A 25922-nucleotide genomic window follows, 5' to 3' on the forward strand; every position below is an offset into this window, starting at 1 on the left:
GACCGATCCGCGCTACTGCGACGAGATCTACCACCGGCTGGTCGACGAGGAGGAGCACATCAAGTCGCTGCCGGAGAAATACCGCGCCCGGGTCCGTCAGCAGGAGGAGCTGATGACCCTGCTCACCCGCGCGCACCGGCTGCACGACGAGCGGGTCGCCGCCGGGAGCTGTTTCAGCGTCCGCGTGCCCTGACCAGCTCGGGCTCCGGCGCGGCGTGCCGCGGTGCGGGGCCGGGCGGGCGCAGGCCCTCGCCCTCGATGTCGACGCGCGGGGTGATCCGGTCCAGCCACCGGGGGAAAGCCCAGGCCCGGTGGCCGAGCAGGGTGAGCACGGCGGGCACGAGGGTCATCCGGACCAGGAACGCATCCATCAGTACGCCCAGGGCGAGCCCGAAGCCGATCGTCTTGATGGCAGGGTCCTCGATCAGCACGAACCCGCCGAAGACCGCCGCCATGATCAGTGCCGCGGCGGTCACCACGGGGGCGCCGTGCCCGACCCCGGCGATCGTGGCCTCGGTGGCGTCGCTGCCGTGCGTGAACTCCTCGCGTACCCGGGAGACGATGAAGACCTCGTAGTCCATCGTCAGCCCGAACAGCACGCTCAACATGATGATCGGCAGAAAGCTGACCAGTGGCCCGGGCCGGTCCACGCCGAACAGCCCAGCCGCCCACCCGTGCTGGAAGACACCCGCGGTGAGGCCGAACGTCGCGCCCATGGTGAGCAGGAAGCCGGCGGTGGCCTTGAGCGGCACCAGCAGCGACCGGAACGCCAGCAGCAGGAGCAGGAACGACAGTCCGATCACGACGCCGAGGTATTCGGGCAGCGCGGCGGTCATCGTGCGGGAGACGTCGACCCCGACCGCGGTGGCACCGGTGACGGCCACGCTGTCGTCCGCGCCGGTCAGCGGCGCCACCGTGGCCCGGATCTCGCGGATCAGGTCGGCGGTCTCCTGACTGGTCGGCCCGGTGCCCGGCGTGACGATGACGACCCGGGTGGTCCCGCCGGCATTCGCCGGTCCGGGCCCTGCGGCGGTGACGTTCTGCAGCTTGCGTACGTCCGCGGTCACGCGGCTGGCGAGCGCCGAGACCGTGTCGCCGCGGGGGCCCCGGACCACGACGAGCAGGGGACCGTTGGCGCCGGGTCCGAAGGCAGCGGTGATGAGGTCGTACGCCGTCCGCTGCCGCGATCCCGCCGGCGCGGTCCCGTTGTCGGGCAGAGCCAGCCGCAGGTCCAGCGCCGGCAGGCTGAGCGCGCCCAGCCCGAGCACCAGCACGACGAGTACGGAACGCCGGAAGCGCACCACGCAGCGTGCCCAGCGGAACCCGAACCCGGGGCGTACGTGAGCGCCCCGCCGCCGCTGCGATCGGGGTAGCACCCGGAGACCGGCAAAGCCGAGCAGGGCGGGGAGCAGGGTGAGCGCGACCAGCACCGCGGTCAGCACCGTGCCGGCGGCGGCGAGTGCCATCGCGGTGAGGAAGGGGACGCCGGCCAGGCTGAGCGCGGCGAGCGCGATCACCACGGTGGCCCCGGCGAAGAGGACGGCCGAGCCCGCGGTGGCGGTGGCCCGGGCGGCCGACTCCTCAACTTCCATTCCCTCGGCGAGCTGGGCGCGGTGCCGTGAGCCGAGGAACAGCGCGTACAGCAGCACGACGGCGGCGATCAGCACCCCGATCGCCGCGCGGGCGCCGATCTCGGGCGGGCCGCCGGAGACGCCGCCGGGCACCACCTCGAGCCCGTTGGTGCCGGCGGTCGCCAGGGTGGCGAACGCGTCCCGGTCGGCGGCGGTCAGCTCGCTGTCGCTCTTCGCGTACTGCACGCTGAGCAGGCCCACCCGGCCCGTACGGTCGACCTGGACCGGATCGGTGGCCGCGACGACGTCGGGCAGCGAGGCGGCCCTGCGAACCACGACGGAGACGGCTGCCTTCATCGTCGCGCTGTCGAGGGCCTGGCCGGTCGGCGCGCTGACCACCACGGTCAGTGCGGCGCCCGCCGCGGCTGGCAGGTCCCGCCGCAGGTCGTCGAGGGCGCGCTGGGACTCGGTGCCCGGGATGGTGAACGTGTCGACGGTCCTGCCGCCGAGGGTGAGCGCACCGGCGGCGAGCGCGGCGAGCACGAGGACCCAGACCGCAGCGACCATGCGCCGCCGCCGGAACGAGAAACGACCGAGCCGGTACAGCAGGGTGGCCACGTGCGGAATGTCCGATCATTACGCTTGGGGTGCTTTGTCCAAGCGTAGCGGCCGGAGATCGTCAGTAGGTGCGGTTGCCGTCCGGCTCGTGTTCGGGGCGCCTGACGGACGCCTTGCCCCGGGCCGAGTTGGCGTTGAAGCGCGCGGTTGCCCGGCGGACCCGCTCGGCCCTCGGGGTGAGGTCTGTCCCGGACTCGTCACCCTCGACGGGTGCCCCTGAGGTGGGCCAGCTCTCGTCGTAATCGGGCACGCCGGAGACCGGGCGGCCGTAGAGCGGGGTCTCGTAGTCGGGCGGGCTGTAGCTGGTCGGGCCGTACTGGGCCGGGCCGTCGTAGCTCGGCGGTCCGGTGACCGGCTCGTCGAAGGCCAGCCGGTCGTAGTTGGGCCGCTCGTACGCCAGCCGCGTGAAGTCGGGCGTCTCGTCGTAGGCCGGCGGGCCGGAGATCGGGCGGCCGTAAACCGGCGGGGCGGAGACGGGCTGGCCGGAGCTGTTGATGATCGTGCCGTGCAGGACGCCGTCGGTGCCGTCGGTGAGCTCGGCCGGCGAGTGCGGTGCGTGCTCGGCCGGGTCGGGGCGCCCGGAGACCAGCTCGGAGATCCGGGCGGCGATGTTCGCGGCGCGAGTGGCGAGGTCGGGGTGGGACACGGTCGCCGCGACCTCGGCCGCCGAGGCCTGCAGAGCACGCGCCTCGTCGGCGGCGCGGGTGGCACGGCGCTCCTCGTCGGCGGCGCGCGAGGCCCGGCGCTCCGCACCCTCGAAGCCGGCCGCGCTGTCCGGCACGGAGCGCCTGATGGACGGCGGTGGGGGAACCGCTGCAGGAGGCGGTTGAGGAGTCGGCGCCACGACGGGCTCCGCCACGGCTGGAGGAGTGGGCTGGGTGGCGTCCGGGGCGAAGGTCTGCGTCGCCTCCGGGGCCTGGCGTGGCACGGAGAGTGCGCCGATCAGGGTCACCGTCTGGCCGTCGCCGCCCTCGGCGTTGACGAACTCGGGCCCGACCAGCATCTTCGCGAGCTCCCGGGCCACCTCGACGCTGAGACCGAGATCACCGGCGTGGTTGACCCGGAATCGGGCGATCGCGTGCCGGATCAGGTTGGCGACCTTGTCCGCGTGGCTGACCTCGCCGAGCTCACCGCCGGCGAAGACCAGGGCCGGGAACGACCCGTCGGCCCCCGCGCACACGAGCTGGAGCTGGGTGGCAGCAACGGGCCTGCCGTCCACGACCGGGCCGGGTTGTACCCGAATGTGCTCGGGGTAGTACCAGAGGACCTCACCCGACGTAACGCGAAGATCGTCCGGGTTTTCCCGGGAGGTATGGGCGTAACGAATGCGACGATTCGTGACGAGGACCTCGGTAGTCTCCGGCAGGGTCCACCGCGGCAGCGAGGCCGCCTGGTCGAACGCGTACTCAGCGACGGCACATCGCCCGTGCCACAGCGGGCGCTCTCCGTCCGGCAGTGGCCCGAAGACGTCCGGTGGGTTCGCGTCGGCCATGCCTCGATTAGATCCGAGATTCGGCCGTTGCGACAACCCAACGGTCCGGTAAATCGCGGCTACGACCGGCTGCTGAACAGGCCTTCCGGGGGTGTGGGCGAGGGCACCGCATCGACGTCCGTGGCCGGTGGGCGCCCGCCGGCGAAGCGCTCGAGGTCGGTTTCGACGCGGCCCGGGAACCAGTCGCCGGACGCCCGGCGGCGCAGCTCCTCGACCGGCGGCGGGGTGCGCCCGGCGAGCACGACGAGGTTGCCGAAGCGCCGTCCGCGCAGCACCGACGCGTCGGCGACCAGGAGCGCCTGCGGGAGCACCGTCCGGATCGTCGCCACCTGGGTACGCGCGAAGTTCAGCGGCGGCCCGTCGGCGACGTTCGCGATCAGCCAGCCGCCCGGGGCCAGCACCCGGGCGACCTCGGCCATGAACTCGGCGGAAGCCAGGTGGGCCGGGGTCTGCGAGCCCGCGAACACGTCCACCACCACGACGTCGTAGCCGGCGTCACGCATCCCGGTGACGGCCTCGCGGGCGTCGCCGACGCGTACACGGAGCTTGGCCTTGGGGTCCCAGGGCAGCGCGGAGCGGACCAGGTCGACCAGTTTGCCGTCGATCTCGACGACCCGCTGCGGGGAGCCCGGCCGGGTCGCGGCGACATAGCGGGGCAAAGTGAGCGCCCCGCCGCCGAGGTGTAACACCCGTATGGGTGTTCCCGGTGTCGCAATAAGGTCGATTGCGGCAGCTATGCGCCGAATATACTCAAACTCCAGATACTTTGGGTCGGCCAGGTCCACGTGCGACTGCGGGGCCCCGTCCAGCAGCAACGTCCAGCCACTCGTGCGGTCCGGGTCAGGCACCAACTCGGCGACGCCGGAGGCGACCTCTTCGACCCGTCGTTCGCCCCGCCTGCGCTGTGCCACGGCTGAAGAGTATGTCGGTTGCCGTACGGGAGCGGCGGCCGGGGAAACCGAAAGACATCCGCCCGCCTGCCGACACCGGGAACGTGACAGCGACTGTGGACTTCCTGCCCGCCGACCCGCTGCTGCACCTGCTGCGCCGCGCGACCTACGGCCCGACCCCGGCTTCCATCGCCGAGATCCGCCGCCTGGGAGCGACCGCGTGGCTGGATCGCCAGCTCAAACCGTCCGCGATCGCGGACCCGACCGCCGACAACCTGGTCTCGCGGCTGCCGTTGAGCGGGCTCAGCATCGACGGCGTGCACGCCAAGGTGAGCTCAGGCGCGATGAAGCTCTACGCCTGGGACGCGATGTTCGAGCTGTCCTGCGCCACGGTCGCTCGCGCGGCCTGGAGCGAGCGCCAGCTGCTCGAAGTGATGGTCGACTTCTGGTCGAACCACCTCAACATCACCAACATGTCCGGGGACGTCTGGGACAACCGCCCCGACTACGACCGTACGGTGATCCGTGCCTACGCGTTCGGCCGGTTCGCGGACATGCTCAAGGCGAGCGCGAAACACCCCGCCATGCTGACGTACCTCGACAACCGCTTCTCCACGAAGACGGCGCCGAACGAGAACTACGGCCGTGAGCTGCTCGAACTCCACACCGTCGGTCTCGTTTACAGCGAGTCGGACGTGAAGAACGCGTCCCGGATGCTGACCGGCATGACCGTCGACTGGGGTAACGGGCGCTACCGCTACGAGCCCAGCGACCACGCCACCGGCCCGATCAAGGTGCTCGGTTTCAGCAACGCGAACGCCACGACCGCCGGCGGGCAGACGGCCGCGCTGGCCATGCTCGACTACCTGGCCGCGCACCCGTCGACCGCGCAGCGGATCGTCACCAAGCTCTGCGTCAGGTTCGTCGCCGACGAGCCACCGGCCGCGCTGGTGACCCGGCTGGTCAAGGTCTACCTCGACAACAGGACGGCGATCGCCCCGGTGCTGAAGGCCCTGTTCACGTCGGCCGAGTTCGCCGCCTCGGTGGGGGCGAAGACCCGGACCCCGTTCGAGGACATCGTCGCCACCGTGCGCACCCTCGGGTTCGGGCCGGAGAAGTCCGGGACCGACGCGCTCAAGGCGCTCTACTGGGCCAGCGAGTCGGCCGGTCACGCGCCGATGGCCTGGGCGCCGCCGAACGGGTACCCGGACGTCGCCACCGCGTGGGCCTCGCCGTCCGGGCAGGTCGTCCGCTGGAACACCCACCTCAACGTCGCGGCCGGCTGGTGGCCCAACTCGCTGCAACGCCCGGCTTCTTTGATCTCCGCGTACGCCGGGCCGAGCCTCCCCGCCACCTACGGCGCACTGATCAACGCGGTCGCCACCCGGCTGGTGGGCCGCGCGGTGGCGCCGGAGCACGCGACGGCCCTCGCCGCGTTCTACGGCAAGACCCCGGCGAGCCCGCTCAAGTCGAGCGACGACGCCGCCGGATGGGCGTTCCCGTACCTGCTCGGCCTCCTGCTCAACTCCCCCTACTTCGCCCTGAGGTGACCGTGACCGAGACGATCGAGAACTGCGATTGCGGGGTCAGCCGGCGCAAGGTGCTCGCGGCCGCGGGTGCCGGGGTCTTCGCGGGCCTGGCCGGCGATCAGCTCGCCACCCAGCTGGCGTTCGCCGCCCCGGGCTACACGGGCGACGTGTTCGTCCTGCTCTCGCTGCGAGGCGGCTTCGACGGCCTCTCCGCGGTCGTGCCGGCCGGAGATCCCGCGTACTACACAGCCCGGCCCGGCATCGCCGTCGCGAAGTCGAAGCTCATCGGCGGCGACTCGTTCTTCGGGCTGAACCCGGCGCTCGCACCGCTGCTCCCGTTCTGGAAAGCCGGCACGTTCGGCGCGATCCAGGCCGCCGGGCAGCCCGCGCCGAACCGGTCGCACTTCTCCGCGATGGAGGAGCTGGAACGCGCCGCACCGGGTACGAGCGTGCGCACCGGCTGGCTGGACCGGATGATGGGCGGCCTCGGGGCGAAGACCGCGTTCGACGCCGTCGCGGTCGGCACGGCGATGCCCGCCCGGGTGCAAGCCGGCCCGGCGCCGGACCTGTCCCTGACCTCGGTGGACGAGTTCCAGCTCTCCGGCGAGGACAGGACCCGCCCGATCGCCGCGACCATGGCGGCGCTCTACGCGGGGGCTCCGGCGGCGCTGGCGCAGACCACGGCGATGACGACGTCCGCGCTCGCCACCACGAGGACCTTGAAGGCTGCCGGGTACACACCGGCGAACGGGGCCGTCTACCCCGACACCACGCTCGGCAAGGCGCTGCGTGACGTGGCCCGCCTGGTCAAGGCGAACGTCGGCCTGATGAGCGCCTGCGTCGACACCGGCGACTGGGACATGCACGAGAACATCGGCGCGCCCGTGGCGGGGATGAAGATGTACGACCACCTGAAGGATCTCGCCGCCGCGCTGGCCGCCTTCGCCACCGATCTCGGACCCGCCGGGCTCGGCCGGGTCACCCTCGTCACGACCAGCGAGTTCGGCCGCCGGGTCGCGCAGAACGGCTCGGGCGGGCTCGACCACGGTTACGGCAACGCGATGCTCCTGCTGGGCGGTGGGGTCAACGGCGGCAAGGTGTACGGCCGCTGGCCCGGCCTCTCCGCCGGCGCGCTGATCGACGGGGACCTCGCGGTGACGACCGACTATCGCGGGGTGATCGGCGAGATCGTGCGGGCCCGCTGCGGTGTCGGGGACCTCGCCGGGATATTCCCGGGGGTCACGCCGACGTCGCTGGGACTGGTGAAGCCGCGCTGACCCCGCTGCGGCGCAACGCGAACCGGGCCCGGGTGATGCCGTCGCTGCGGTGGATCGCCATCGAGTCGCACAGCTGGTGCACGAGCCACAGGCCCATGCCGCCCGCCACGCCCGGTGCCGGCGGCAGATAGCCGGCGAGCGGCGCGAGTGGTGCCGCGCCGTCATCGGTCACCTCGCCGATCACCGCCTCCGGCGTCACCCAGATGCGCAGCTCGCGGTGCATCCCGCCGTGCCGGATGCCGTTGGTGGCCAGCTCGCTGAGCGCCAGCATCAGGCTCTCCACCCGGTCGGGCGGGAGCCAGCTCTCCGCACCGGCCCGGTCCCGGATCTCCGAGCGCAGCTCGGCGACGCTGTCCACGATCGGCATGGTCAGGGCCGGCTCGCCCGCCACGGGCCACGGCGGCTCGGGCAGCTCGGCGAGCAGGTTCTCGGGCGGCTGATATTCGGCGCTGTCGAGCCAGATGCCGTCGTGGACCCGGGGATGCGTGCGCCCGGCCGCGGCGACCAGCTCGGCTGGCAGGGTGCGCCGGTCGTAGGGGCAGAGCAGGTGGGCGTCGGAACCGGCCAGGGAACGGTTCAGGGCGGCTTCGAAGCGGACCCAGGTCGCGGGCTGCCCACCGTACGGAATCTGGCCGATCATGCGGGTGTAGGAACGGCCGCTGGCCGCGGCAGCCTTCAGGATGTGCGCCCAGCCCGCGATGGTCCGCACCGGACGGACGTACCACTCGTCCGCGGGCAGGAAGCGCACCGCGTCGGCGTCGTCGTCGAGGGCATCGCGGAGCAACCCGATGCGGTCGGGCGCCGCTGCCACCGCCACGGCCTCGTCATCGGCGAGGGCTTCCCGCACAAACCGGGTCAGAGTCGACGCGTACGCGGAATCGCTGTCATAGAGGAACGCCGAGTGGGAAAACGCCACCGAGCCACCTCCGAGCACCGCCGATCGACCACGGTAACACCGGTCCGGCCGCAGCGTGGAAACGATGCGTATGGGGTGCATCACTGCGGGTGAACAGTGCCCCCGGATCCGCGAAAGTGCCGGTCAGGGGCCCGCACGTCGGTCCACACTGGTCCGGATCAAGAACGCGGGGGTGAAGCGGTGTCAGGTACGGGAATCAGCGCGCTGGCCGAGATCATCGGCACGGCGCCGAGGCGACCGGTGGATCCGCCGCCGACGGGGGAGATGCCGGCCATCCTGGCGGCCGCACAGCATCGGGCCGGGCCGCCGTTGAGGATCCGCCGCTTCGAGTCGGAGGACGGGCCCGGCTACTGGCGCTGGGACTGCGCCGGCTGCGGCGAATACGGCGGCGGGCGGCATCACCCGGATGCGATCAATCGCGCGATGCGGCACTGTGCCGAGCACCCGGGGCACAGCTCGTCGCTGCTGCCACCGGCGCGCTGCCGGGAACGCGACACCCGGCTCGCCGTCCATCCGATGCTCTTCGCGATGGACGACGAACCGGGGCCGGAACCGCTGGCTGTCTGACCAGGGGCGGCAGACCTGCAAGAGGGTTGACTACACGCGGGTGTCGCCGTCGCCCGTACGTTTCTGGGCCTCGTCCACCCCACGGTCGACCTGGCTCGAGTACTTGTGGCCGGTGCGCTTGTCGACCTCGTCGCCGACCTTCTCGAGGGCCTGGTCGACCTGCTTGTCATGCTTGTCGACGAAGTCCTTCGCCTTGTCCAGGAAGCTCATCGTGTCGCACCTTTCCTCGTGCTGAGTACCTCGGCGGCCCGCACGAACCGCGGGTCCACCACAATTTCCTCCAGGCCCTGCTTGAGCGGCATCCGCCAGTTGGGGTACTGGTCGGTGGTGCCGGGCAGGTTGGGCTGGTCGAGCTCGCCGAGCACGTCGTAGAGCGACGCCGTGATCAGGCGCGACGGCGTCCGCGCCAGGAACGCGTGCATCGCCAGGACGATCTCGTCGGGGGTGCTCGCCGCGGTGATCAGACCCTCTTCGGTCAGCCGGGCGAGCAACTGGGCGCGGTCCTTGTCGGCGTACGCCCGTTCGTTCTCCACCGGCCCGGCGAGCTGACCCAGCTCGGCGCGGATCCGGACCTGCTCGCCGACCAGGAAGCCCGCGGCCGTCGGCAGGTCATGCGTGGAGATCGTGGCGAGGGCGTTGCGGGGATAGCGGGATGCAGGCAGGTAGCCCTCGTCGGGATCGTCCTTGTAGTCGCGCGTGAACCAGAGCACCGCCGAGCCGAGCATGTTCATCCGCTCGAGGGTCTCGGTCACCACGGGCTGCACGGTGCCGAGGTCCTCGCCGATCACCACCGCGCCGGCCCGGTGCGCTTCGAGCGCGAGGATGCCGAGCATCGCGTCCGGGTCGTAGTAGACGTACGTCCCCTCGGCCGCGCCCATGCCCGGCGGAACCCACCAGAGCCGCCAGAGCCCGGCGATGTGGTCGACCCGCAGGCCGCCCGCGTGCCGGAAGATGCGGCGCAGCATGTCGCGGTAGGCGGCGTACCCGGTCTCGATCAGCTGGTCGGGGCGCCACGCGGCGAGCCCCCAGTCCTGGCCGAGCTGGTTGAACGCGTCCGGCGGCGCACCCACGTGCACGCCCGAGGCGAGCACGTCCTGCAGCAGCCAGCCGTCGGCGCCGCTCGGGTCGATGCCGACCGCCAGGTCGTGCACCACGCCCACCGGCATGCCGTGCTCCCGGGCGACCTCGTTGGCGGCGTCGAGCTGCTGGTTGAGCAGCTGCTGCAGCCAGACGTGGAAGGCGACCCGGTCGCTCTTACGGGCTTCCGCGACCGCTGCGGTGTCGGGCCGGCGCACCTCGGCCGGCCACTCGAGCCAGTTGGCGCCGTGCTTCTCGGCCAGCACGCAGAACGTCGCGAAATCCGTGAGCCCCGGGTCGGCGTCCAGGTCGATCTCGCCGGCGAGCGGCCAGAGCAGCTCCAGGGCGGCTCGTTTGGCCTGCCAGACCGCGCTGTAGTCGATCAGGCCGTCCGGTGCGGGCCCAGGCTTGAGCGCGTCCACCTGCTCTTTCAGCGGCGGATCCGCCCGGCGGTACGCGTCGGTGTCGGCAACCCGCAGATAGAGCGGGTTCGAGAAGCGCCGGCTCGACGGGGAGTACGGCGACGACGGCACCGGCAGCGTGGGCGTGATCGCGTGCAGCGGGTTGAGCAGGACCAGCCCGGCACCCTGGCTGTGCTCGACGAAGGTGCGCAGATCACCGAGATCGCCCATGCCCCACGACGCCGCGGAGTGCAGCGCGTAGAGCTGCAGCATCCAGCCCCACGTCTCGGGCGGCTCGGGAAGCTCGGTGGGCACGACGATCAGCGTCACGACCTGCCCGCCGGAGCGCAGCTCGTGCCAGCCCAGCGGCAGGTCGGCCGGGATGGCGGTGACCTCGCGCTCGGTGCCGTCCTCCAGCACCACGACACCGGGTGTCGCCAGCGGCTGGGCCTCCCCGAGCCGCGCGACGATCGTGCCGGGCAGTTTGCGCTGCTCACGGGCGGTGCGGATGGTGGCCAGCTCCCGCTCGACCGACGCCGGCGTGGCCGCGTCGACGCCGAGCAGCCCCAGCACGCCGATCACCGACTCCGCCGAGACGTCCTTGCGCTCGCGGTGCCAGTCCTCGTACCAGGTGGCCACCCCGTGCGCCTCGGCCAGCGCTGTCAGCTCAGCGTCCACTCCGCCCCCTCATCAGAAAGTCCCTGTTAGTCACTACCCTGCCGTGCCGTGTCGTAGTCCAGTGCCACGGGTCTTGCGGGGACGGGTCACACTGGGTCACATGTCTGCTGTTGTGAAGTGGTGGGGCCGGATGGCTGCGGCGATGACGGGTGCGACGCTGACGCTGGTCGTCCCGGTGCACGCCTGGGCCGCGAGCAAGGGCGTCGACGGAGTCGCCATCGAGGCCGTGAAGTACCGCCGCCGCAGCCGGGGCGGCTTCCTCCCGATCTTCGGTGGCCTGTGCTGCCTGCTCGTGGTCGGCGGCATCGTCCTGGCCATCGTTCTGATTTCGCGGAACCGCAAACGTCGATGACCTCGCCCCCCTACCTTTTCAAGGGTGGGGATCAGGGCGAACGTCGTCGCGTTGGGGGTGGGCATCACCCTCGTCTGCACGGTGCCCCTGGTCATCTCGGTGACCGCGGACGCGGCTCCGGACCTGCTGCTCTCCCGGGGCCGTCCCGTGCTGGCGTCGAGCGTGCAGAGCCCCGGCACGGCGGCCACGCTGGCGGTGGACGGCATCGCGGAGACCAGGTGGACCACCGGGGCGGCCGCGGGCAGCCAGTGGCTGCGGGTCGACCTGGGACGCACGCAGAAGGTCACCCGGGTGCGGATCAACTGGACCGCCGCGTACGCGCGGGGCTACCGCATCCAGATGTCAGCCGACGGCGCGGCCTGGAGCGACGCCTATGCGACCGCCTCCGGTGACGGCGGCGTCGACGACGTGAAACGGCTCAAGAGCGCCGGGCGCTACCTGCGGCTGCTCGCCACCCAGCGGGCCCGGGCCTCGGGTTTCTCCCTCACCGAACTCCAGGTGTACGGTCCCGGCCCGGTCGTGCCGGGAGCTGCCTCGACCGGCTCGCCCGCCGCGGCGACCGGGCTCACCGATCCGCGCAAGAAGGAGCTGGCGTTCCAGCTGGTTTCCAGCGCGGAGAACTCGTCGCTCGACTGGCGTGGCCAGTTCGGTTACATCGAGGACATCGGGGACGGGCGCGGTTACACGGCGGGGATCATCGGATTCTGCTCCGGGACCTCGGACATGCTGGCGGTGGTGGGCGAGTACACCCGCCGCAAGCCGGAGAACAAGCTCGCGAAGTATCTGCCCGCCCTGCGTACGGTGGATGGCTCGGATTCGCACGCGGGCCTTGACCCGGGCTATGCCGGCGCCTGGAGATCGGCCGCGACCGACCCGGTCTTCCAGAAGGTCCAGGAGGACGAGCGGGACCGGATGTACTTCAATCCCGCGGTGACCATGGCGACCACGGACGGTCTCCGGGCGCTGGGGCAGTTCGCCTACTACGACGCCGCGGTGATGCACGGCGTGTCGGGGCTGCGGGGCATTCGCGCGGCCGCCATGCGGGTCGCCAGGACGCCGAAGCAGGGCGGCGACGAGACGGTGTGGCTGAGCGCTTTCCTGAACGCGCGGGTCGCCGAGATGCGTACGGAAGAGGCTCACAGCGACGTCAGCCGGGTCGAGACCGCGCAGCGGATCTTCCTGCGGGCCAGCAACCTCGACCTCGACGCCCCGCTGAGCTGGCGCGTCTACGGCGACCAATTCTCAACGGGGCGATGATCCGAGGGTCCTAGGCCTTGGCCCACTTCTGGTTGGCCGTGCCGGCGCAGTCCCACAGCTGCAGGGCCGCGTTGTTGGCGGAGTTGTTGTCCTTGATGTCGACGCACTTGTTCGCCGACAGGTTCACCAGGTCACCGGCGCCCGAGAGGGTCCAGCGCTGCACCGGGTTGCCGCTGCAGTTGACGATCTGGAGCGGGGTGCCGTTGGTCAGCGCACCACCGGCCGGGTCGAGGCACTTGCCGAGACCCCGCAGCGTGCCGTCGCTCTCGAACGACCACTTCTGCGCGGTGGCGTTGTTGCAGTCCCACATCTGGACGCGTACGCCGTCCGAGGCGTTGCCGTTCGGGATGTCGAGGCAGCGGCCGTTCAGGTTCGACTTCAACGCCGTGGCACCGGTCGCGGGCGGCGGGGTCGTGCCGCCCTCGGTGTAGCCCGAGACGCGGACCCAGTCGACGAGCATGGTCTGCGGGAACACCGTGCTGGCGTCCGGGTTGCCGGGCCAGTTACCGCCGACCGCCACGTTCAGGATCATGAAGAAGTTGTGGTTGTAGACCCACTGGTTGCCGTTGATGTTGGCCGGCGTGACGCGGAAGTACTCCTGGCCGTCGACGGTCCAGACGATCAGGTTCGGGGACCAGTCCACGGCGTACGTGTGGAAGGCGTCGCTGAGCGGAGCGCTGAGGCTCTTGTTCCCGCCGATGCCGCCGGCGCCGGAGTAGCCCGGGCCGTGCACGGTGCCGTAGACGGTGTTCGGGGCGTACCCGACGTTCTCCATGATGTCGATCTCGCCGGTCGTCGGCCAGTTGCTGCCGCCGAGCATCCAGAACGCCGGCCAGATGCCCTGACCTTTGGGGATCTTGAGGCTGGCCTCGAACCGGCCGTACGTCTGCGAGAACTTGTCGGCCGTGAGGATGCGGCCCGACGTGTACTGGCAGGTGCCGTAGTGGCACTGGTAGTTGGCGGGGTTCTCCTTGCGGGCGGTGATCGCGAGGTGGCCCTGGCCGTCCTGCTGCACGTTGCTCGTCGACGTCGTGTAGTACTGCAGCTCGTTGTTGCCGAAGCCGCCGCCACCGGTGTCGAACTTCCACTTGGAGCCGTCGACCGGGGACCCGGCGGCGCCGTTGAACTCGTCCTGCCACGTGATGCCACCGATGGCGGCGTCCGCGGAGTCGTTACGGGAAGCGGCCCAGAGGCCACTCGAGAGAGTCAGGGCGACGACGGCCGCCGCGAGCATTACGCGTGTTCTACGCATGGGGATGGAGCCTCCGGGGGGAAGAGGACCGTTGATATGTTCGCAGTCTTTACAGTTTGACTACGTTCAGTCAAGGGAGACTGCCTCTTCACCCCGGGATAACGTTTTTCTAGAGTTTTTTGAACAGCGAGGGCACCGCGGTCGGCTCCCAGCCCGGCAGCGAGGTGTGTGCCTCGAGGACTTCGTAGTTCGCGCCCTCGAACGAGATGACCTGGCCGACGGTGTAGGGCTTGAACGGCTCCCAGTAGGGCGGGGTGCTCGCACTCGGGGTCGCGCTGGGGCTCTCGCTGGGCGTGGCGCTTGGCTCCGCGCTCGGGCTTTCGCTCGGGGCCGCGGTCGCGCTTTCGGACGGCGCGGGCGTTGCGCCGTCGCCGTCGGCTCCGGCAATTTTGACGAAGTCGACGACCATGCTCGCCGGGAGGGTCGCGCTGTTGCGGGCCCGCAGGCTCAGAGCCAGACCGAACTGCTGATCCGTCTGTACGCCCGCCGCGTCGATCTTGCGTACGTCGGCCCCGTCCACCGTGAGCGTGATGGTGCTGGGGGTCCAGCTCACGGCGTACGTGTGGAAGTCACCCGGCACCGCCGCGGCCAGCAGGTTGATCGCGGCATCGCTGCGGCCCGTGCCGACCAGCTCGAGGGCCGGCTCGATCCCGTCGCCACCGGTCACCTTGATGCGGGCCTCGAGCACGCCGGACTCGCGCTGGAACGAATTCTTGGTCAGGAGCCGGGCCGAGGTGCGGTTGCCGTCGTCGGCGCGTGCGGTGAGCACGAGCTTGCCCTCGCCGTCCAGGCTCGCGTTGCGGGTGCTCTCGCTGAATTCGAGCCCGTTGTCGGCGCGGTTCGTGGCGAACGCCCACTTGGCCGGGTCGACCGTGCTGCCGGACCTGCCGTCGAAGCTGTCGGCGAAGGCGTCCACCGGCGGGCGCTCACGGTTGCGCTCGCGCAGGAATCCGGCCGCGCCACGCGAGCGCTCGGAGGCGTCGGCGGTGTCGTTGCGGCTGGGCAGGTAGATGGCGAAACCGAGGCCGGTAGCGGCGACGACCAGCGTCACGAGGAGTCGGGGACGCAGCCGGGAAGGCTGCTGCGGTGCGCTGTGTCGCGGCACGGGAAAACCTCCGGGGGCGGTGAGGCTCAGGTGTCGCCATGTCTCCCGAAGTGCCCGGAAAGGAGCACGCAGAGAAACGTGGTGATGCTTATGTGTCAGTGAGACCTAAGAAGATCTGCGTCGAAACGTCAAGTCCAGAGCCCGGACTTAAAAAAAGATTCAGGTTTCAGCCCGGCGGATTGAGGTCTCACCCGGCGGATTCGGGCTTCACGCGGTGATGTGCGTGGAGATGCGGACCGCCGTGCCCTCCGGGCCGGTTGTGATGGCAAATGTGTCGGTGAGCTCCCGGACGAGGTAGAGGCCCCACCCGCCGGGCTCGTCGAGCGCGGGTTTGTCCGCGTGCAGCGGACCCACCCCGGTGCCGTGATCGCGGACCTCGCACACCACCGCGTCGTCGATGCACCACATCGTGATCTGCCCGGTCCCACCGCCGTGGCGCACGGCGTTGGTCAGGAGCTCGTTCACCGCCACGACGAAGTCGTCCAGGCGGTCACCACCCAGACCCGCCTCGCCGGCCCGGCCCGCGACGGCATGCCGCAGCGGGGTAACCCGCTCGGCGCCGAACACCTCGGAGATCAACAATTCCGTGCCTATGCTTCGACGGTAAGCGACGTCTGATCAATTCGCTGCCTGAGTAGGGTCAGCTCATGGCGGAATCGCTGTGGCGCGCCATCGCGGTCTACCGCATCGCCGCCCTCATCTACGTGGCGATCCTGGTCGTGCGCAACGTCGGGTTCTACGCGCATCCCATGCTCGCCTGGCCGGTGCTCGCCCTCACGGCGGCCTGGACGCTCTTCACCACCTATGCGTACGCCGACCAGGCCCGCCGCCGTCCGCCGCTGCTCGTCGCCGACCTGCTGGTCGTCATGGGCGTGATGGCGTCCAGCGCCTACATCGTGGGCGAGCACGCGCTCCGCACCGGCAGGCCCACCCTCGCCGTGGCGTGGCACGTGGCGCCGGTCATCGCCTGGGCGGTCGCGGGTGGCCGCCGGGGTGGTATCGCAGCCGCGCTGGCCATGGGCACCACCGACATCCTGGTCCGCGGCCACTACGACCAGGCCGGGTTCACGGGCACGGTGCTGATGCTGATGGCGGCGCTGGCGGTCGGTTATCTGGTGAACGTCGCCGAGGTGGCTCAGCAGCGACTCGAACGAGCCATCCAGCTCGAGGCGGCGACCCGCGAGCGCGAGCGGCTGGCCCGTGACATCCACGACTCGGTGCTGCAGGTCCTCGCGCTGGTCAAGCGGCGTGGGACCGGGCTCGACGGCGAGGCCGGGGAGTTGGCGCGGCTCGCGGGGGAGCAGGAAGCAGCGCTGCGCACGCTGGTGACCGGTCGCGCCGCGGAGCCCGTCGACGAGCATGCCGAGACGGATCTGATGGCGCTGCTCGACCCGTACGCGTCGGAGACGGTTTCGGTAGCGGCACCGGCCGGAGCGGTCCGGCTGCCCGCAGGGGTCGCCGCGGAGATCTCGGCCGCGGTCGCTGCCGCGCTGGACAACGTGAACCGCCACTGCGACCCCGGCACGAAGGTGTGGGTGCTGGTCGAGGACGAGCCCACGGCGGTGACGGTGAGTGTGCGCGACGACGGCTGCGGCATCGCGGCGGACCGCCTCGACGAGGCGCAGACCCAGGGGCGGCTCGGTGTGGCGCAGTCGATCCGCGGTCGCATCGCTGACCTGCGGGGCACCGTCAGCATCACCTCGTCGCCCGGCGAGGGCACCGAGGTGGAGATGTCCGTGCCTCGATAGGCTGTCCCGGTGGCAGCACTCAGAGTGATGGTGGTGGACGACCACCCGATGTGGCGTGACGGGGTCGCCCGGGACCTGACCGCGGCCGGCTACGAGGTCGTCGCGACGATCGGCGAGGGCCGGCAGGCGGTCCGGATCGCGGCGGCGGCGAAGCCCGAGGTCGTGGTGCTCGATCTGCAACTGCCCGACATCTCGGGGGTCGAGGTCATCACCGGGCTGCTGGCCGCGGTGCCGGGCGTACGCGTCCTGATGCTCTCGGCCAGCGGGGAGCAGCAGAGCGTGCTCGACGCCGTGAAGGCCGGGGCCTCGGGATATCTGCTGAAGTCCGCGGGGCAGGCGGAGTTTCTGGACGCCGTGGAGCGCACGGCCGCGGGAGACACGGTCTTCACACCCGGGCTGGCGGGCCTGGTGCTGGGCGAATTCCGCCGCCTCGCCGTCGAACCCGCCGGCGCCGACGACGCGGCACCCAAGCTGACCGAGCGGGAGACCGAGGTGCTGCGGCTGGTGGCCAAGGGCCTGTCGTACCGCCAGATCGCGGAACGGCTGGTCCTCAGCCACCGGACCGTGCAGAACCACGTGCAGAACACGCTCGGCAAGCTCCAGCTCCACAATCGCGTGGAGCTCACCCGTTACGCCATCGAGCAGGGGCTCGACTAGCTGTAGCGGGGCGCGTTGGTCTCGTGCATGGCGGCTTCCTCGGCGCTCGCGCCGCCGCCCGCCGCACCCGCGTCGTACGCGATGCTGTCGGCCTCGTCGTCGTTGCCGTAACCCTCGTCCGTCTCCACCAGGCGGCCCACCGTGCGCGGGGAGTCGGCGTCGAGCTGGCCGTCGTCGTAGAGCGAGATCGCGGACTTCGGGTCCGAGGTCGGGCTCTCACCCCAGACATCCGCGTCGAGCCGGCGCTGGGCGGAGTCGCCGACGGTCTCGTCGTACGGACCGCTCTGCTCGTCCTCCGCGCCGAAGTCGGGTTCCTCCTGGCGCAGCCGGGCGTCGAAGGACTCGCCCTCGCGGGCCTCCTCCGCGGTGTCGCCGAAGCGGTTGGAGCCGCCCGGTCCCACACCGGCGAGTGCTGCCGGGTCGGCGCCGTCGGCCCAGCGCACGCTGTCGACCTCGTCATACGCGCTCGAGTCGTCGTCGGCGGTGTCGGGTAGGCCGGACGCCTCGGGATCGGAGACCTCGGTCGGGTAGTCGTCGTCTCGCATGCTCCGGAGGTTACCCACGGTTGCGGGGTGCCATGCCTGCGCTCGAGGTATTACTCGCCTGGTTTTGAGCCGTTTTGCGGGGCGCCCGTTTTCAGCGCGGCCCATACGACTTTGCCGCCGGGCAGGGGCAAGCTGCCCCACGCGCCGGCCTCAGAATTGATCAGGAGCAGGCCCCGGCCACCGTACGAGGTGACGGGCACCGGACTCCTCGTGAACCGGGGAATCGTGGCGGACCTGTCCCGCACCGCCACGGTCATCCGCCCGCTGTGCCGGCCCAGCAGCACAGTCATGTCGGTGTGCGCGTGCGCCACCACGTTGTTGACCATCTCGGTGACCACGATGCTGGCCGGTGAGGCGAGATCGGGCAGGTCCCAGCGCTCGCACGCCTCGGCGACCAGTTCCCGCGAGCGCCGGGCGGCACCCATGACCGGCTCCAGGGCGAGGCTCAGAAAATTGCCCGGATGTGGCTCACCTAGCCCGGCGAACGCGTCCTCCGGTGTCGGCCACGACGGCAGGTGCCACAGTTTCGCGTCATCCCGCGCACAGAGCACCACGCGGGCACACGGCCAGTCGGCCGCTTCCCGGGCGAGCTCCTCGAGCACGTCGGCGGCGTCGGGATGGCCCAGGGTCAGCGCCCGGACGTCGACCACGACCGCTTCGGGCTGGCCTGCGAGCACGCTGACGACCGCGGAACGCACGAGGGGGGCGGACCCGGAGTCGAGCACCCCGGCGAGCCGGACGACCGGATAGGTCTGCCCGCCGTCCACCTGGTGTCGGACCTCGCTCGGCATGATCGCTCCATTGTGCATAACGTGGAAGATTCTCGCATTTCCCGGGTCGGAGCAAGTATCAGCCGTAAAGTCTCATTCGACGGATAAGTGAAGCGCGTCCATGACGATGCTTTACCCAGTCACCCATAGCTCATGCACAGCAACGGGTCAGTGCGCGGTGGTAGGCAGAGGCGCACACTCACCGTGGGTGCGGGACGCGTGATGGTGCTGCGGCTCCGCGTAACGGGTGAGCGCGATCACGGCGGCGAGCGTGACCACGAAACCCAGCCCGGCCAGCCACTCGCGCCCGGGATGGATCCGGTCACCCAGCAGCAACAACCCGACAATCGCGGCCGGCACAGCACCGGCGGCGTCCATCGCGGCGACCGCGGCTGTGGTCGAACCCCGCTGCATGGCCATGCCCAGCAGCAACTGCCCGATGATCGAGTGCACGACCAGCAGGTAGAGCAGCGGATTGGCCCCGACCTCGGCGGCGGAGTGCTCGTTCGCCAGCGGCCGGGCGGCGATGGCCGCCGCCGAGAACGCGATGCCGGCCAGGGAACCCAGCACCACCGAGCCGAGGGCGCCGTGGAGGCGTACCGAGAAGAAACCGAGCACACCGATCACCGCGACCGCCACGCCCAGCCCGACCACCGCGCTCGTCCCCAGCTGGCGCGAGTGAGCCGGCTGCGCCGACAGAACCAGAGCGGTGATCCCCGCCAGCAGCAGGGTGAGCAGCGCGATCTCGGCGACGGGCAGGCTCCACTTCAGGATGAGTACGCCCAGCAGCGCCGTCACGCCGAGTCCCGCGGCAACGCTCGCCTGCACCAGGAACAGCGGCAGGTCCCGGCGGGCCAGGAAGGCGAGCACGAACCCGAGCACCTGGCAGCCCACGCCCAGCAGATACGTTCGGTGACCGGCCAGCCGGACCAGTAACTGCGGGTCGAACGTGTGATGCACCGTCGTGCGCGCTGCCGCCATCGACTGCAACAGGTTCGCCACCCCGTAAGCGGCGATCATCCCTGCCAGGAAGAACCAGCCCGCGGAGATCACCCGGCGAGGATAGACCAGTTCTGCCCGCCGCCCAGCCGTTCCAAGATCTCCTCGTGCAGGTGACCGTTTGTGCCCACCGTGCTGCCATCGCCCGGCGCGCGCTGCCCGGTCAGATCGGTGATCTTCCCGCCTGCCTCCGAGACGATCGGGATCAGCGCCGCCACATCCCAGAGCGACAACTCCGGCTCCACCATGATCTCCACCGACCCCTCGGCGAGCAGCATGTAACCGTAGAAGTCACCGAACGCCCGGCTGCGCCACGTGTCGCGCATGATGCCCAGCATCGGCTCGAGCTTGTCCGCGTCCTCCCAGCCCGCCAGGCTCGAGTAGCAGAAACTGGCGTCGCTGAGATCCTTGACGCCCGACACGGAGATCCGCGTGGCCGACCGCTGGTGCTTGCCCGCGAACGCGCCGTGCCCGTCGGCACCCCACCACCGGCGTCCCAGCGCGGGCGCGGAGACCAGACCGGCGACCGGGCGATCGCCCTCCACCAGCGCGATCAGGGTGGCCCAGATCGGCACCCCCCGGATGAAATTCTTCGTCCCGTCGATCGGGTCGATCACCCAGTGCCGATTGCCCGTCCCGGCCGGCGCCGTCGAGCTCCCGAACTCCTCACCGATCACGCCGTCCCGCGGCCGCGCCCGGGCCAGCGTCGCACGGATCGCCTGCTCAACCGCGGTGTCGGCGTCCGACACCGGGGTCAGGTCCGGCTTCGACTCCACCCGCAGATCCAGGGCGCGGAACCGGGCCATGGAGATCGAATCAGCGGTGTCTGCCAGCAGGTGGGCCAGGGCGAGGTCGTCGGCGTACATGTTCTCTCTCACTCGATGTGGTCTCTGGGATCCAGATCTCCGGCGCGACTGCTGAGAAGCCGCCGGTACGACGCGAGCCGGCGCGGGTCGGCCTTACCCGCCGCGACCCAGGCATCCAGGGCGCAGTTGGCATCCGCGGTCGTGTGACCGCAGTTGGGCGGGCAGTCCACGGTGCCCTCGACCAGGTCGGGGAAGCCGTGCAGCAGGCTGTCGGCGCTCACATGGGCCAGCCCGAAACTGCGGATGCCCGGGGTGTCGACGATCCAGCCCGGGTCGCCCTTCTTCTTCACCCGCGGCAGCCGGAGCGCCACGGCACTGGTCGACGTGTGCCGGCCCTTGCCGATTGCGCTGACCACGCCGGTGGCCCGCAGCGCATCCGGCACCAGCCGGTTGACCAGGGTGGACTTGCCGACCCCGGAGTGGCCGACCATGACCGAGATGCGGTCCGCCAGATGCTCGCGCAGCTCGGCCAGGTCGCTCTCCGGCTGCACCAGCACATAGGGAAGGTCAAGCTCGGCGTAGTAGTCGAGGACCTGAGCGGGCCCGGCCAGGTCCGCCTTGGTCAGGCAGAGCAGAGGCTCGATCCCCGCGTCGTACGCCGCCACGAGGCAACGGTCGATGAAACCGGTCCGCGGCGGCGGGTCGGCCAGCGCGCTCACGATCACCAACTGGTCCGCGTTGGCCACCACCACCCGTTCGAGGCGACCCTCGGGAGTCGTGTCGTCGTCGTCCGCCGTGCGCCGCAGCACCGACGTGCGCTCCGAGATCCGCACGATCCGCGCCAGCGCCCCCGGCGCCCCCGTCGTGTCACCGACAAGTGCCACCCGGTCGCCGACAACCACGGACTTGCGGCCCAGCTCCCGGGCCCGCATCGCGGTGATCAACTCGTCCTGGCTGTCGGCGTCCTCACGCACACAGCCGTACCGGCCGCGGTCGACGGTGATGACCAGACCGTCGATCGCGTCCTCATGCTTGGGCCGGGTTCGCGTACGTGGACGTGACGATCTACCCGGTCGGACCCGGACGTCGTCCTCGTCGTACTCCCGTTGGCGCGCCGGCAGATTCAGCTCCCTGTCACGAGGCCGGCCCAGAGTTCAGGGAACTCGGGCAGGGTCTTGGAGGTACACGCTACGTCGCTCAGCTCCACGCCCTCAGCGACGAGGCCGATCACAGCCGCGGCATGTGCCATCCGATGATCGGCGTAAGTCTCAAAAACCGCACTCCGCAGCGGCCCCGGCGCGATGTCCAGCCCGTCGTGGAACTCGGTCACCCCGGCACCCACCTTGCCCAACTCCCGGGCCAGCGCGGCGATGCGGTCGGTCTCATGCCCCCTGATGTGCGCCACCCCCCGAAGAGAGGAAGGAGAGTCGGCCAGCGCCGCAAGAGCCGCGATCACCGGAGTCAGCTCGCTGACCTCCGACAGATCGGCCCTGATGCCGTGCAGCACCCCCGTGCCCCGGACGGTCAGGCCGTCATCGTCCTGACTCACCTCGGCACCCATCCGGGTAAGAAGGTCGACCAGGATCCCGACCGGCTGCCAGCTCTCCCGCGGCCACCCGGCCAGCGTCACGGCGCCCCCGGTCACCATCGCCGCGGCGAAGAACGGCGCCGCCCCCGACAGATCCGGCTCGATCACCCAATCCCGCCCGGCCAGCGGACCGTGCTCGACAACCCACACATCGGGCACGCTCTCGTCAACGACCGCCCCGGCCGCCCGCAACATGTGCGTCGTCATCCGCAGATGAGGCGCCGACGGAACCGGCGGCCCCTCATGCCGCAACACCAGCCCTTTGCTGAACCGCGGCGCCGACAGCAGCAACCCCGAAACGAACTGACTGGACCCGGAAGCGTCAATCACGGCCTCGCCGCCAGCCACGACCCCGGTGCCCCGCACCACGAGCGGCAACCCCCCGCCCTTGGAGTCGATCACCACCCCGAGCGACCGCAACGCCTCCACGATCGGCCGCAGCGGCCTGTTCCGCGCGTGCGGATCCCCGTCGAACGTCACCGTGCCATCAGCCAGCGCGGCCACCGGCGGAGCGAACCGCATCACCGTCCCCGCCAGCCCGACGTCCACCGTGGCCGGCCCCCGCAAAGGCCCCGGCTCAATCGTCCAGACCGCACTCCCGTTTGCTGAGCCGTGGGCGGATATGCCGGTTGATGCGCCTGCTGCTGCCGGCGCTGCCGGCAGGTCCGTTGCCGGGCCGGCGGTGTTGATGGAGGCGCCGAGGGAGCGCAGGGCCGCGGCCATCAGGGTGGTGTCACGGGCGTGCAGCGGCCGGACGATCCGGGACGGACCCGTGGCCAGGGCACTGAGGACCAGCGCACGGGCGGTCATCGACTTGGAGCCGGGCAGGCTCAGAGCCGACACAACGGGCCCGGTCGCAACCGGTGCTGTCCAGGGACGTGCTGCTGCTGTCACGGCCCCCATTGTGCCGGTCGGGTGCGACAAGAAATCGGCGCGGTGCGGCTCGGACGGGTCAGCGGGGGTGCGGCGTGCGGCGTACTGTCGGGCTCATGTGCGGGCGATACGCGACGACGAAGAATGAGGCCGACCTCGGCCAGCTCTTCGACGCCGTCCCCATTGCCGAAACCATGGCTCAAAAGGGGCAAGACCCACGCGAGCCCGCCTCAGCCGAGGCCGCCCCGCAATGGCCCGCGCCGAGCTGGAACGTCGCACCCACCGACCCGGTCCCCGTGATCCGCGTCTCGGAACGCCAGGCCGCCCGCGTCGTCGACACGGCCCGCTGGGGCTTCCTCCCACCCTGGGCCAAAGACCCCCGAGCCGGCGCCCGCATGATCAACGCCAGAGCCGAAACGGTCGCCACGTCCAAAGCCTTCGCCCCGTCCTTCCAGCGCCGCCGGTGCCTGATCCCGGCCGACGGCTGGTACGAATGGGTCCGATCCGGCAAGCAACGCCAGGCCTACTACATGACGCCGCAGGACTCCTCGGTCCTGGCCTTCGCCGGCATCTGGACGATGTGGCACGGCGAAACCCTCACCTGCAGCATCCTGACAACGGCCGCCCAGGGAACGTTGAAAACGGTCCACGACCGCATGCCCCTGATCCTGCCCCACCACCGCTGGGACACCTGGCTCGCCGGCGGCGGAGACCCCGACGAGCTGCTCCAGCCCATGCCGGATGACGCCCTGGCAACAATCGAGGTTCGGCCGGTCAGCCCCCGCGTCGGCAACGTCCGCAACAACGACCCCGACCTGATCACCTCGACCCCACCGACCAGGCCCGCCCCATCCGAGCCCACCCAACTCTCGCTCCTGCCGGACCCGGACCAGCCCGCCTCCGGCCAGCCCGCACCGACCGGTCCCGCCCCAGCCCAAAACGCGCTGAACTAGACCATGCCCATCTCGACCCTGCCCACCCAATCCGCAGCGCCCCAATCCGCAGCGCCCCAGCTCGCAGCGCCCCAGTCCGCGCCTGCTCAGATCGCGTTGGGCCAGACTGCGTCGACTCAGATCGCGCTGAGCGTGGGGTCCCCCGCTCAGGCCGCGCCCGTCCAGATCGTGCCCGCTCAGGCCGTGCCCGCTCAGGCCGTGCCCGCTCAGGCCGTGCCCGCTCAGGCCGTGCCCGCTCAGATCGCGTCGAGCCGGGCGGCCCCCACCCAGACCGTGCTCACCCAGACCGTGCCCACCCAGGCGGCGGAGTGTCAGCGCGCGACGGCTGTGGGCGGGGCGGGGGTTCGAGCGGTCGGGGATGCGGCGGGACATGTGGGAGACACGGGGCGGGCCGGGGGATCGGTTCAGTGGGTGGGGTGGAATTCGGGGGGCGGTCCGGTTCGGTAGGTTTGTCGGGCTGGAGTGGGAGTCCGCTGGGGATGCGCGGAGTCTCGTTGCTGGATACCGCAAGGGGCGCGTCGGGGGTTGTGACGTGATCGACTTGGGGTGTGTCTAATTTCCCGGAAAGTCGGACGACGGGGTTCGTTTCGTGGGGATATGCAGGCATTTTAAATAGCAAGGTTTGTTACGAGATAGACAAGCCCCTTGTTCTGATCTTGGTTCGTGCGATAGAAACCAGCGCCGGTGTGGTGACGGTTGGCACGGTGCGGACCTTGTCGCCACGGCTCTACCGGTACCCACGGGGGAGGTGGGCTGATGACACGCGCACGTATGCCGCGTCCACATGAAGTTGCTATTGCTCGGCGGGATCCGAGGCTCTTGGGAGCTATCGCGGAACGCCAGTCCGACGAGGCCTGGCGCACTCGAGGCGCCTGCCGCACGGTCGATCCGGAGACGTTTTTCCCGGCGCCGAATGAGCCTACCGATGGCGCGACGTCGCTCTGCGGGGCCTGTGACGTTCAGGGCGCCTGTCTCGCCTGGGCCCTGCAGGTCGGCGATTGCCACGGCGTCTGGGGTGGCACCACGCCCCGGGAGCGCCGGGCGATGCTCGTTGCCTGGCGGGAGCGGGTCGATGCCAACGGTGATGCTGTTGATGATGGTCCCGATGAGGAGGATCGCCGCCTGCTCACGCTGGAGCCGGCAGCCGGCTGAGGCAACCTTGCAGCGGGCTGACCGAGAAGCCGGCTGACCGAAAATGCACATGAGCGTCCGAAGCCGGTGGAGGTAGCGCCCCGAGACCGGCGGGCGGGCGTCGCGACAATCACGACGGCGGTTCATCATTCGATGGGCCGCCGTCGTGACGTCCGGACGCGGAGATCGAGAAGCAGGTAGACATAGGAACTGTGCGCAGTTTTGAGATAACTACTCCACGTGGCCCCGCGCGTGTGCAGATCACCGAACCCGATAACGCGACCTCACTTCTGGTTCTGGGTCACGGTGCGGGCGGGGATGTCGACGCCCCGGATCTGACGGCCGTCCACGATGCAGCCGTCGCCCGCAAGGTGAGAGTCGCGCTGGTCACGCAGCCGTACCGGGTCGCCGGGCGGAAGGCGCCAGCGCCTGCGGGACACCTCGATGAGGCCTGGACGGCGGTTGTCGAGGAGATCAAGAAGGCCGGTGAGCCGCTCATTCTGGGTGGGCGGTCGAGCGGGGCGAGGGTCGCTTGTCGTACGGCCACCGCGCTCGGCGCCGTGGGAGTGCTGGCGCTCGCCTTCCCCCTGCACCCGCCGGGAAAGCCCGAGAAGAGCCGCGCCGGTGAACTCCCTACCGACCTCCCGACCCTGGTGGTCAACGGTGATCGGGACGCTTTCGGCGTACCCGTCGCAGTGGGGCGGGTAGAGGTAGCCGTGCGGCCTGGAGCGACGCACGACCTGCGGCGCGACCTGCCGGGGACGGTGGCTGTGGTGGCCGAGTGGCTCGGGCGCCACGGTTGGTGCGGATCGGCCGGCTGAGCGTGGAATGTTGACGGGGTCCGCGCCGTTACACCACCCGGAAGGCTGA

At 70.6% G+C, this 25922-nt stretch carries 25 protein-coding genes; 10 read left to right on the forward strand and 15 right to left on the reverse strand.

All coding sequences use genetic code 11. The features are described from left to right. Window positions 1-173 precede the first annotated feature (173 nt). The 3 genes from Ahu01nite_RS28705 to Ahu01nite_RS28715 all read right to left on the reverse strand — a co-directional run bounded on the left by Ahu01nite_RS28705 (window position 174) and on the right by Ahu01nite_RS28715 (window position 4592). The gene (locus Ahu01nite_RS28705) at window positions 174-2189 is read right to left on the reverse strand and encodes an MMPL family transporter (protein WP_203839776.1); all 2016 of its coding nucleotides are present in this window, start codon (window positions 2187-2189) and stop codon (window positions 174-176) included. A gap of 61 nt (window positions 2190-2250) precedes the next feature. Then, window positions 2251-3681, reverse strand: a complete 1431-nt coding sequence (locus tag Ahu01nite_RS28710) for a hypothetical protein (RefSeq protein WP_203839777.1) — start codon at window positions 3679-3681, stop codon at window positions 2251-2253. 59 nt (window positions 3682-3740) lie between these two features. After that, complete coding sequence (locus Ahu01nite_RS28715) at window positions 3741-4592, reverse strand: spermidine synthase (RefSeq protein ID WP_203839778.1); 852 nt, start codon at window positions 4590-4592, stop codon at window positions 3741-3743. An 83-nt stretch (window positions 4593-4675) separates the two neighbouring features. Here Ahu01nite_RS28715 and Ahu01nite_RS28720 point away from each other — a divergent pair, with 83 nt between their 5' ends. Both Ahu01nite_RS28720 and Ahu01nite_RS28725 read left to right on the forward strand, forming a co-directional pair. Continuing rightward, complete coding sequence (locus Ahu01nite_RS28720) at window positions 4676-6121, forward strand: DUF1800 domain-containing protein (protein WP_239159216.1); 1446 nt, start codon at window positions 4676-4678, stop codon at window positions 6119-6121. Window positions 6122-6123: 2 nt separating this feature from the next. Further along, a complete protein-coding gene (locus tag Ahu01nite_RS28725) occupies window positions 6124-7377 on the forward strand; it encodes a DUF1501 domain-containing protein (protein ID WP_239159217.1) in 1254 nt (417 codons plus the stop codon). On the opposite strand, the gene Ahu01nite_RS28730 is transcribed toward Ahu01nite_RS28725, so the two are convergent. Next, window positions 7340-8293: an anti-sigma factor RsbA family regulatory protein gene (locus tag Ahu01nite_RS28730; protein WP_203839781.1), complete on the reverse strand. Its 954-nt coding sequence runs from the start codon at window positions 8291-8293 to the stop codon at window positions 7340-7342. The two genes, Ahu01nite_RS28725 and Ahu01nite_RS28730, sit on opposite strands and share 38 nt — an antisense overlap. A gap of 180 nt (window positions 8294-8473) precedes the next feature. Between Ahu01nite_RS28730 and Ahu01nite_RS28735 the strand changes: the two genes are divergently transcribed. Beyond that, window positions 8474-8860, forward strand: a complete 387-nt coding sequence (locus tag Ahu01nite_RS28735) for a hypothetical protein (RefSeq protein WP_239159218.1) — start codon at window positions 8474-8476, stop codon at window positions 8858-8860. A 30-nt stretch (window positions 8861-8890) separates the two neighbouring features. Here Ahu01nite_RS28735 and Ahu01nite_RS28740 read toward each other — a convergent pair whose 3' ends face one another. Both Ahu01nite_RS28740 and malQ read right to left on the reverse strand, forming a co-directional pair. After that, window positions 8891-9070 (reverse strand): antitoxin, encoded by a 180-nt coding sequence (locus Ahu01nite_RS28740; protein WP_203839782.1) that lies wholly within the window; start codon window positions 9068-9070, stop codon window positions 8891-8893. Continuing rightward, complete coding sequence (gene malQ, locus Ahu01nite_RS28745; RefSeq protein WP_203839783.1) at window positions 9067-11016, reverse strand: 4-alpha-glucanotransferase; 1950 nt, start codon at window positions 11014-11016, stop codon at window positions 9067-9069. The genes Ahu01nite_RS28740 and malQ overlap by 4 nt, the downstream gene beginning before the upstream one ends. 100 nt (window positions 11017-11116) lie before the next feature. Here malQ and Ahu01nite_RS28750 point away from each other — a divergent pair, with 100 nt between their 5' ends. Both Ahu01nite_RS28750 and Ahu01nite_RS51440 read left to right on the forward strand, forming a co-directional pair. After that, window positions 11117-11368, forward strand: a complete 252-nt coding sequence (locus tag Ahu01nite_RS28750) for a hypothetical protein (RefSeq protein WP_203839784.1) — start codon at window positions 11117-11119, stop codon at window positions 11366-11368. Between the two features lie 24 nt (window positions 11369-11392). Next, window positions 11393-12625 carry a chitosanase gene (locus tag Ahu01nite_RS51440; protein ID WP_275411787.1) on the forward strand — a complete coding sequence of 411 codons (1233 nt, stop codon included), beginning with the start codon at window positions 11393-11395 and terminating at the stop codon, window positions 12623-12625. A gap of 10 nt (window positions 12626-12635) precedes the next feature. On the opposite strand, the gene Ahu01nite_RS28760 is transcribed toward Ahu01nite_RS51440, so the two are convergent. From Ahu01nite_RS28760 to Ahu01nite_RS28770, 3 genes are all read right to left on the reverse strand, one after another. Beyond that, a complete protein-coding gene (locus Ahu01nite_RS28760) occupies window positions 12636-13877 on the reverse strand; it encodes a family 16 glycosylhydrolase (protein ID WP_203839785.1) in 1242 nt (413 codons plus the stop codon). A 109-nt stretch (window positions 13878-13986) separates the two neighbouring features. Next, window positions 13987-14982 (reverse strand): carbohydrate-binding protein, encoded by a 996-nt coding sequence (locus tag Ahu01nite_RS28765; RefSeq protein ID WP_203839786.1) that lies wholly within the window; start codon window positions 14980-14982, stop codon window positions 13987-13989. A 207-nt stretch (window positions 14983-15189) separates the two neighbouring features. After that, on the reverse strand, window positions 15190-15564 hold the full coding sequence (locus tag Ahu01nite_RS28770; RefSeq protein WP_239159219.1) for an ATP-binding protein: 375 nt from the start codon (window positions 15562-15564) through the stop codon (window positions 15190-15192). Between the two features lie 65 nt (window positions 15565-15629). Between Ahu01nite_RS28770 and macS the strand changes: the two genes are divergently transcribed. Together macS and Ahu01nite_RS28780 are read left to right on the forward strand one after the other, a co-directional pair. After that, window positions 15630-16730: a MacS family sensor histidine kinase gene (macS, locus tag Ahu01nite_RS28775; protein ID WP_203839787.1), complete on the forward strand. Its 1101-nt coding sequence runs from the start codon at window positions 15630-15632 to the stop codon at window positions 16728-16730. A 27-nt stretch (window positions 16731-16757) separates the two neighbouring features. Further along, on the forward strand, window positions 16758-17387 hold the full coding sequence (locus Ahu01nite_RS28780) for a response regulator (RefSeq protein ID WP_203839815.1): 630 nt from the start codon (window positions 16758-16760) through the stop codon (window positions 17385-17387). Here Ahu01nite_RS28780 and Ahu01nite_RS28785 read toward each other — a convergent pair. The 6 genes from Ahu01nite_RS28785 to aroA all read right to left on the reverse strand — a co-directional run bounded on the left by Ahu01nite_RS28785 (window position 17384) and on the right by aroA (window position 22998). Then, window positions 17384-17932, reverse strand: coding sequence for a DUF5709 domain-containing protein (locus Ahu01nite_RS28785; protein ID WP_203839788.1), 549 nt, complete (start codon window positions 17930-17932; stop codon window positions 17384-17386). The two genes, Ahu01nite_RS28780 and Ahu01nite_RS28785, sit on opposite strands and share 4 nt — an antisense overlap. A 50-nt stretch (window positions 17933-17982) precedes the next feature. Next, window positions 17983-18723: an ATP-binding protein gene (locus tag Ahu01nite_RS28790; RefSeq protein WP_239159220.1), complete on the reverse strand. Its 741-nt coding sequence runs from the start codon at window positions 18721-18723 to the stop codon at window positions 17983-17985. Between the two features lie 147 nt (window positions 18724-18870). Beyond that, window positions 18871-19722, reverse strand: coding sequence for a hypothetical protein (locus tag Ahu01nite_RS28795; RefSeq protein ID WP_203839817.1), 852 nt, complete (start codon window positions 19720-19722; stop codon window positions 18871-18873). A gap of 29 nt (window positions 19723-19751) precedes the next feature. After that, window positions 19752-20567, reverse strand: coding sequence for a histidinol-phosphatase (hisN, locus tag Ahu01nite_RS28800; protein WP_203839816.1), 816 nt, complete (start codon window positions 20565-20567; stop codon window positions 19752-19754). An 8-nt stretch (window positions 20568-20575) separates the two neighbouring features. Beyond that, the gene (gene rsgA / locus Ahu01nite_RS28805; protein ID WP_203839818.1) at window positions 20576-21628 is read right to left on the reverse strand and encodes a ribosome small subunit-dependent GTPase A; all 1053 of its coding nucleotides are present in this window, start codon (window positions 21626-21628) and stop codon (window positions 20576-20578) included. 2 nt (window positions 21629-21630) lie between these two features. Beyond that, entirely contained in the window at window positions 21631-22998 is a 1368-nt protein-coding gene (gene aroA / locus Ahu01nite_RS28810; protein WP_203839790.1) for a 3-phosphoshikimate 1-carboxyvinyltransferase, read from the reverse strand. Window positions 22999-23084: 86 nt separating this feature from the next. Here aroA and Ahu01nite_RS28815 point away from each other — a divergent pair, with 86 nt between their 5' ends. The 3 genes from Ahu01nite_RS28815 to Ahu01nite_RS28825 all read left to right on the forward strand — a co-directional run bounded on the left by Ahu01nite_RS28815 (window position 23085) and on the right by Ahu01nite_RS28825 (window position 25873). Then, window positions 23085-23921 carry an SOS response-associated peptidase gene (locus Ahu01nite_RS28815; RefSeq protein ID WP_203839791.1) on the forward strand — a complete coding sequence of 279 codons (837 nt, stop codon included), beginning with the start codon at window positions 23085-23087 and terminating at the stop codon, window positions 23919-23921. Window positions 23922-24677: 756 nt separating this feature from the next. Beyond that, window positions 24678-25073: a WhiB family transcriptional regulator gene (locus Ahu01nite_RS28820; RefSeq protein WP_203839792.1), complete on the forward strand. Its 396-nt coding sequence runs from the start codon at window positions 24678-24680 to the stop codon at window positions 25071-25073. A 191-nt stretch (window positions 25074-25264) separates the two neighbouring features. Further along, a complete protein-coding gene (locus Ahu01nite_RS28825; protein WP_438874836.1) occupies window positions 25265-25873 on the forward strand; it encodes an alpha/beta hydrolase family protein in 609 nt (202 codons plus the stop codon). Window positions 25874-25922 lie beyond the last annotated feature (49 nt).

Origin of the sequence: Winogradskya humida, assembly GCF_016862215.1 — a bacterium.
In the GTDB taxonomy this organism is placed as follows: Bacteria; Actinomycetota; Actinomycetes; order Mycobacteriales; family Micromonosporaceae; genus Actinoplanes; species Actinoplanes humidus.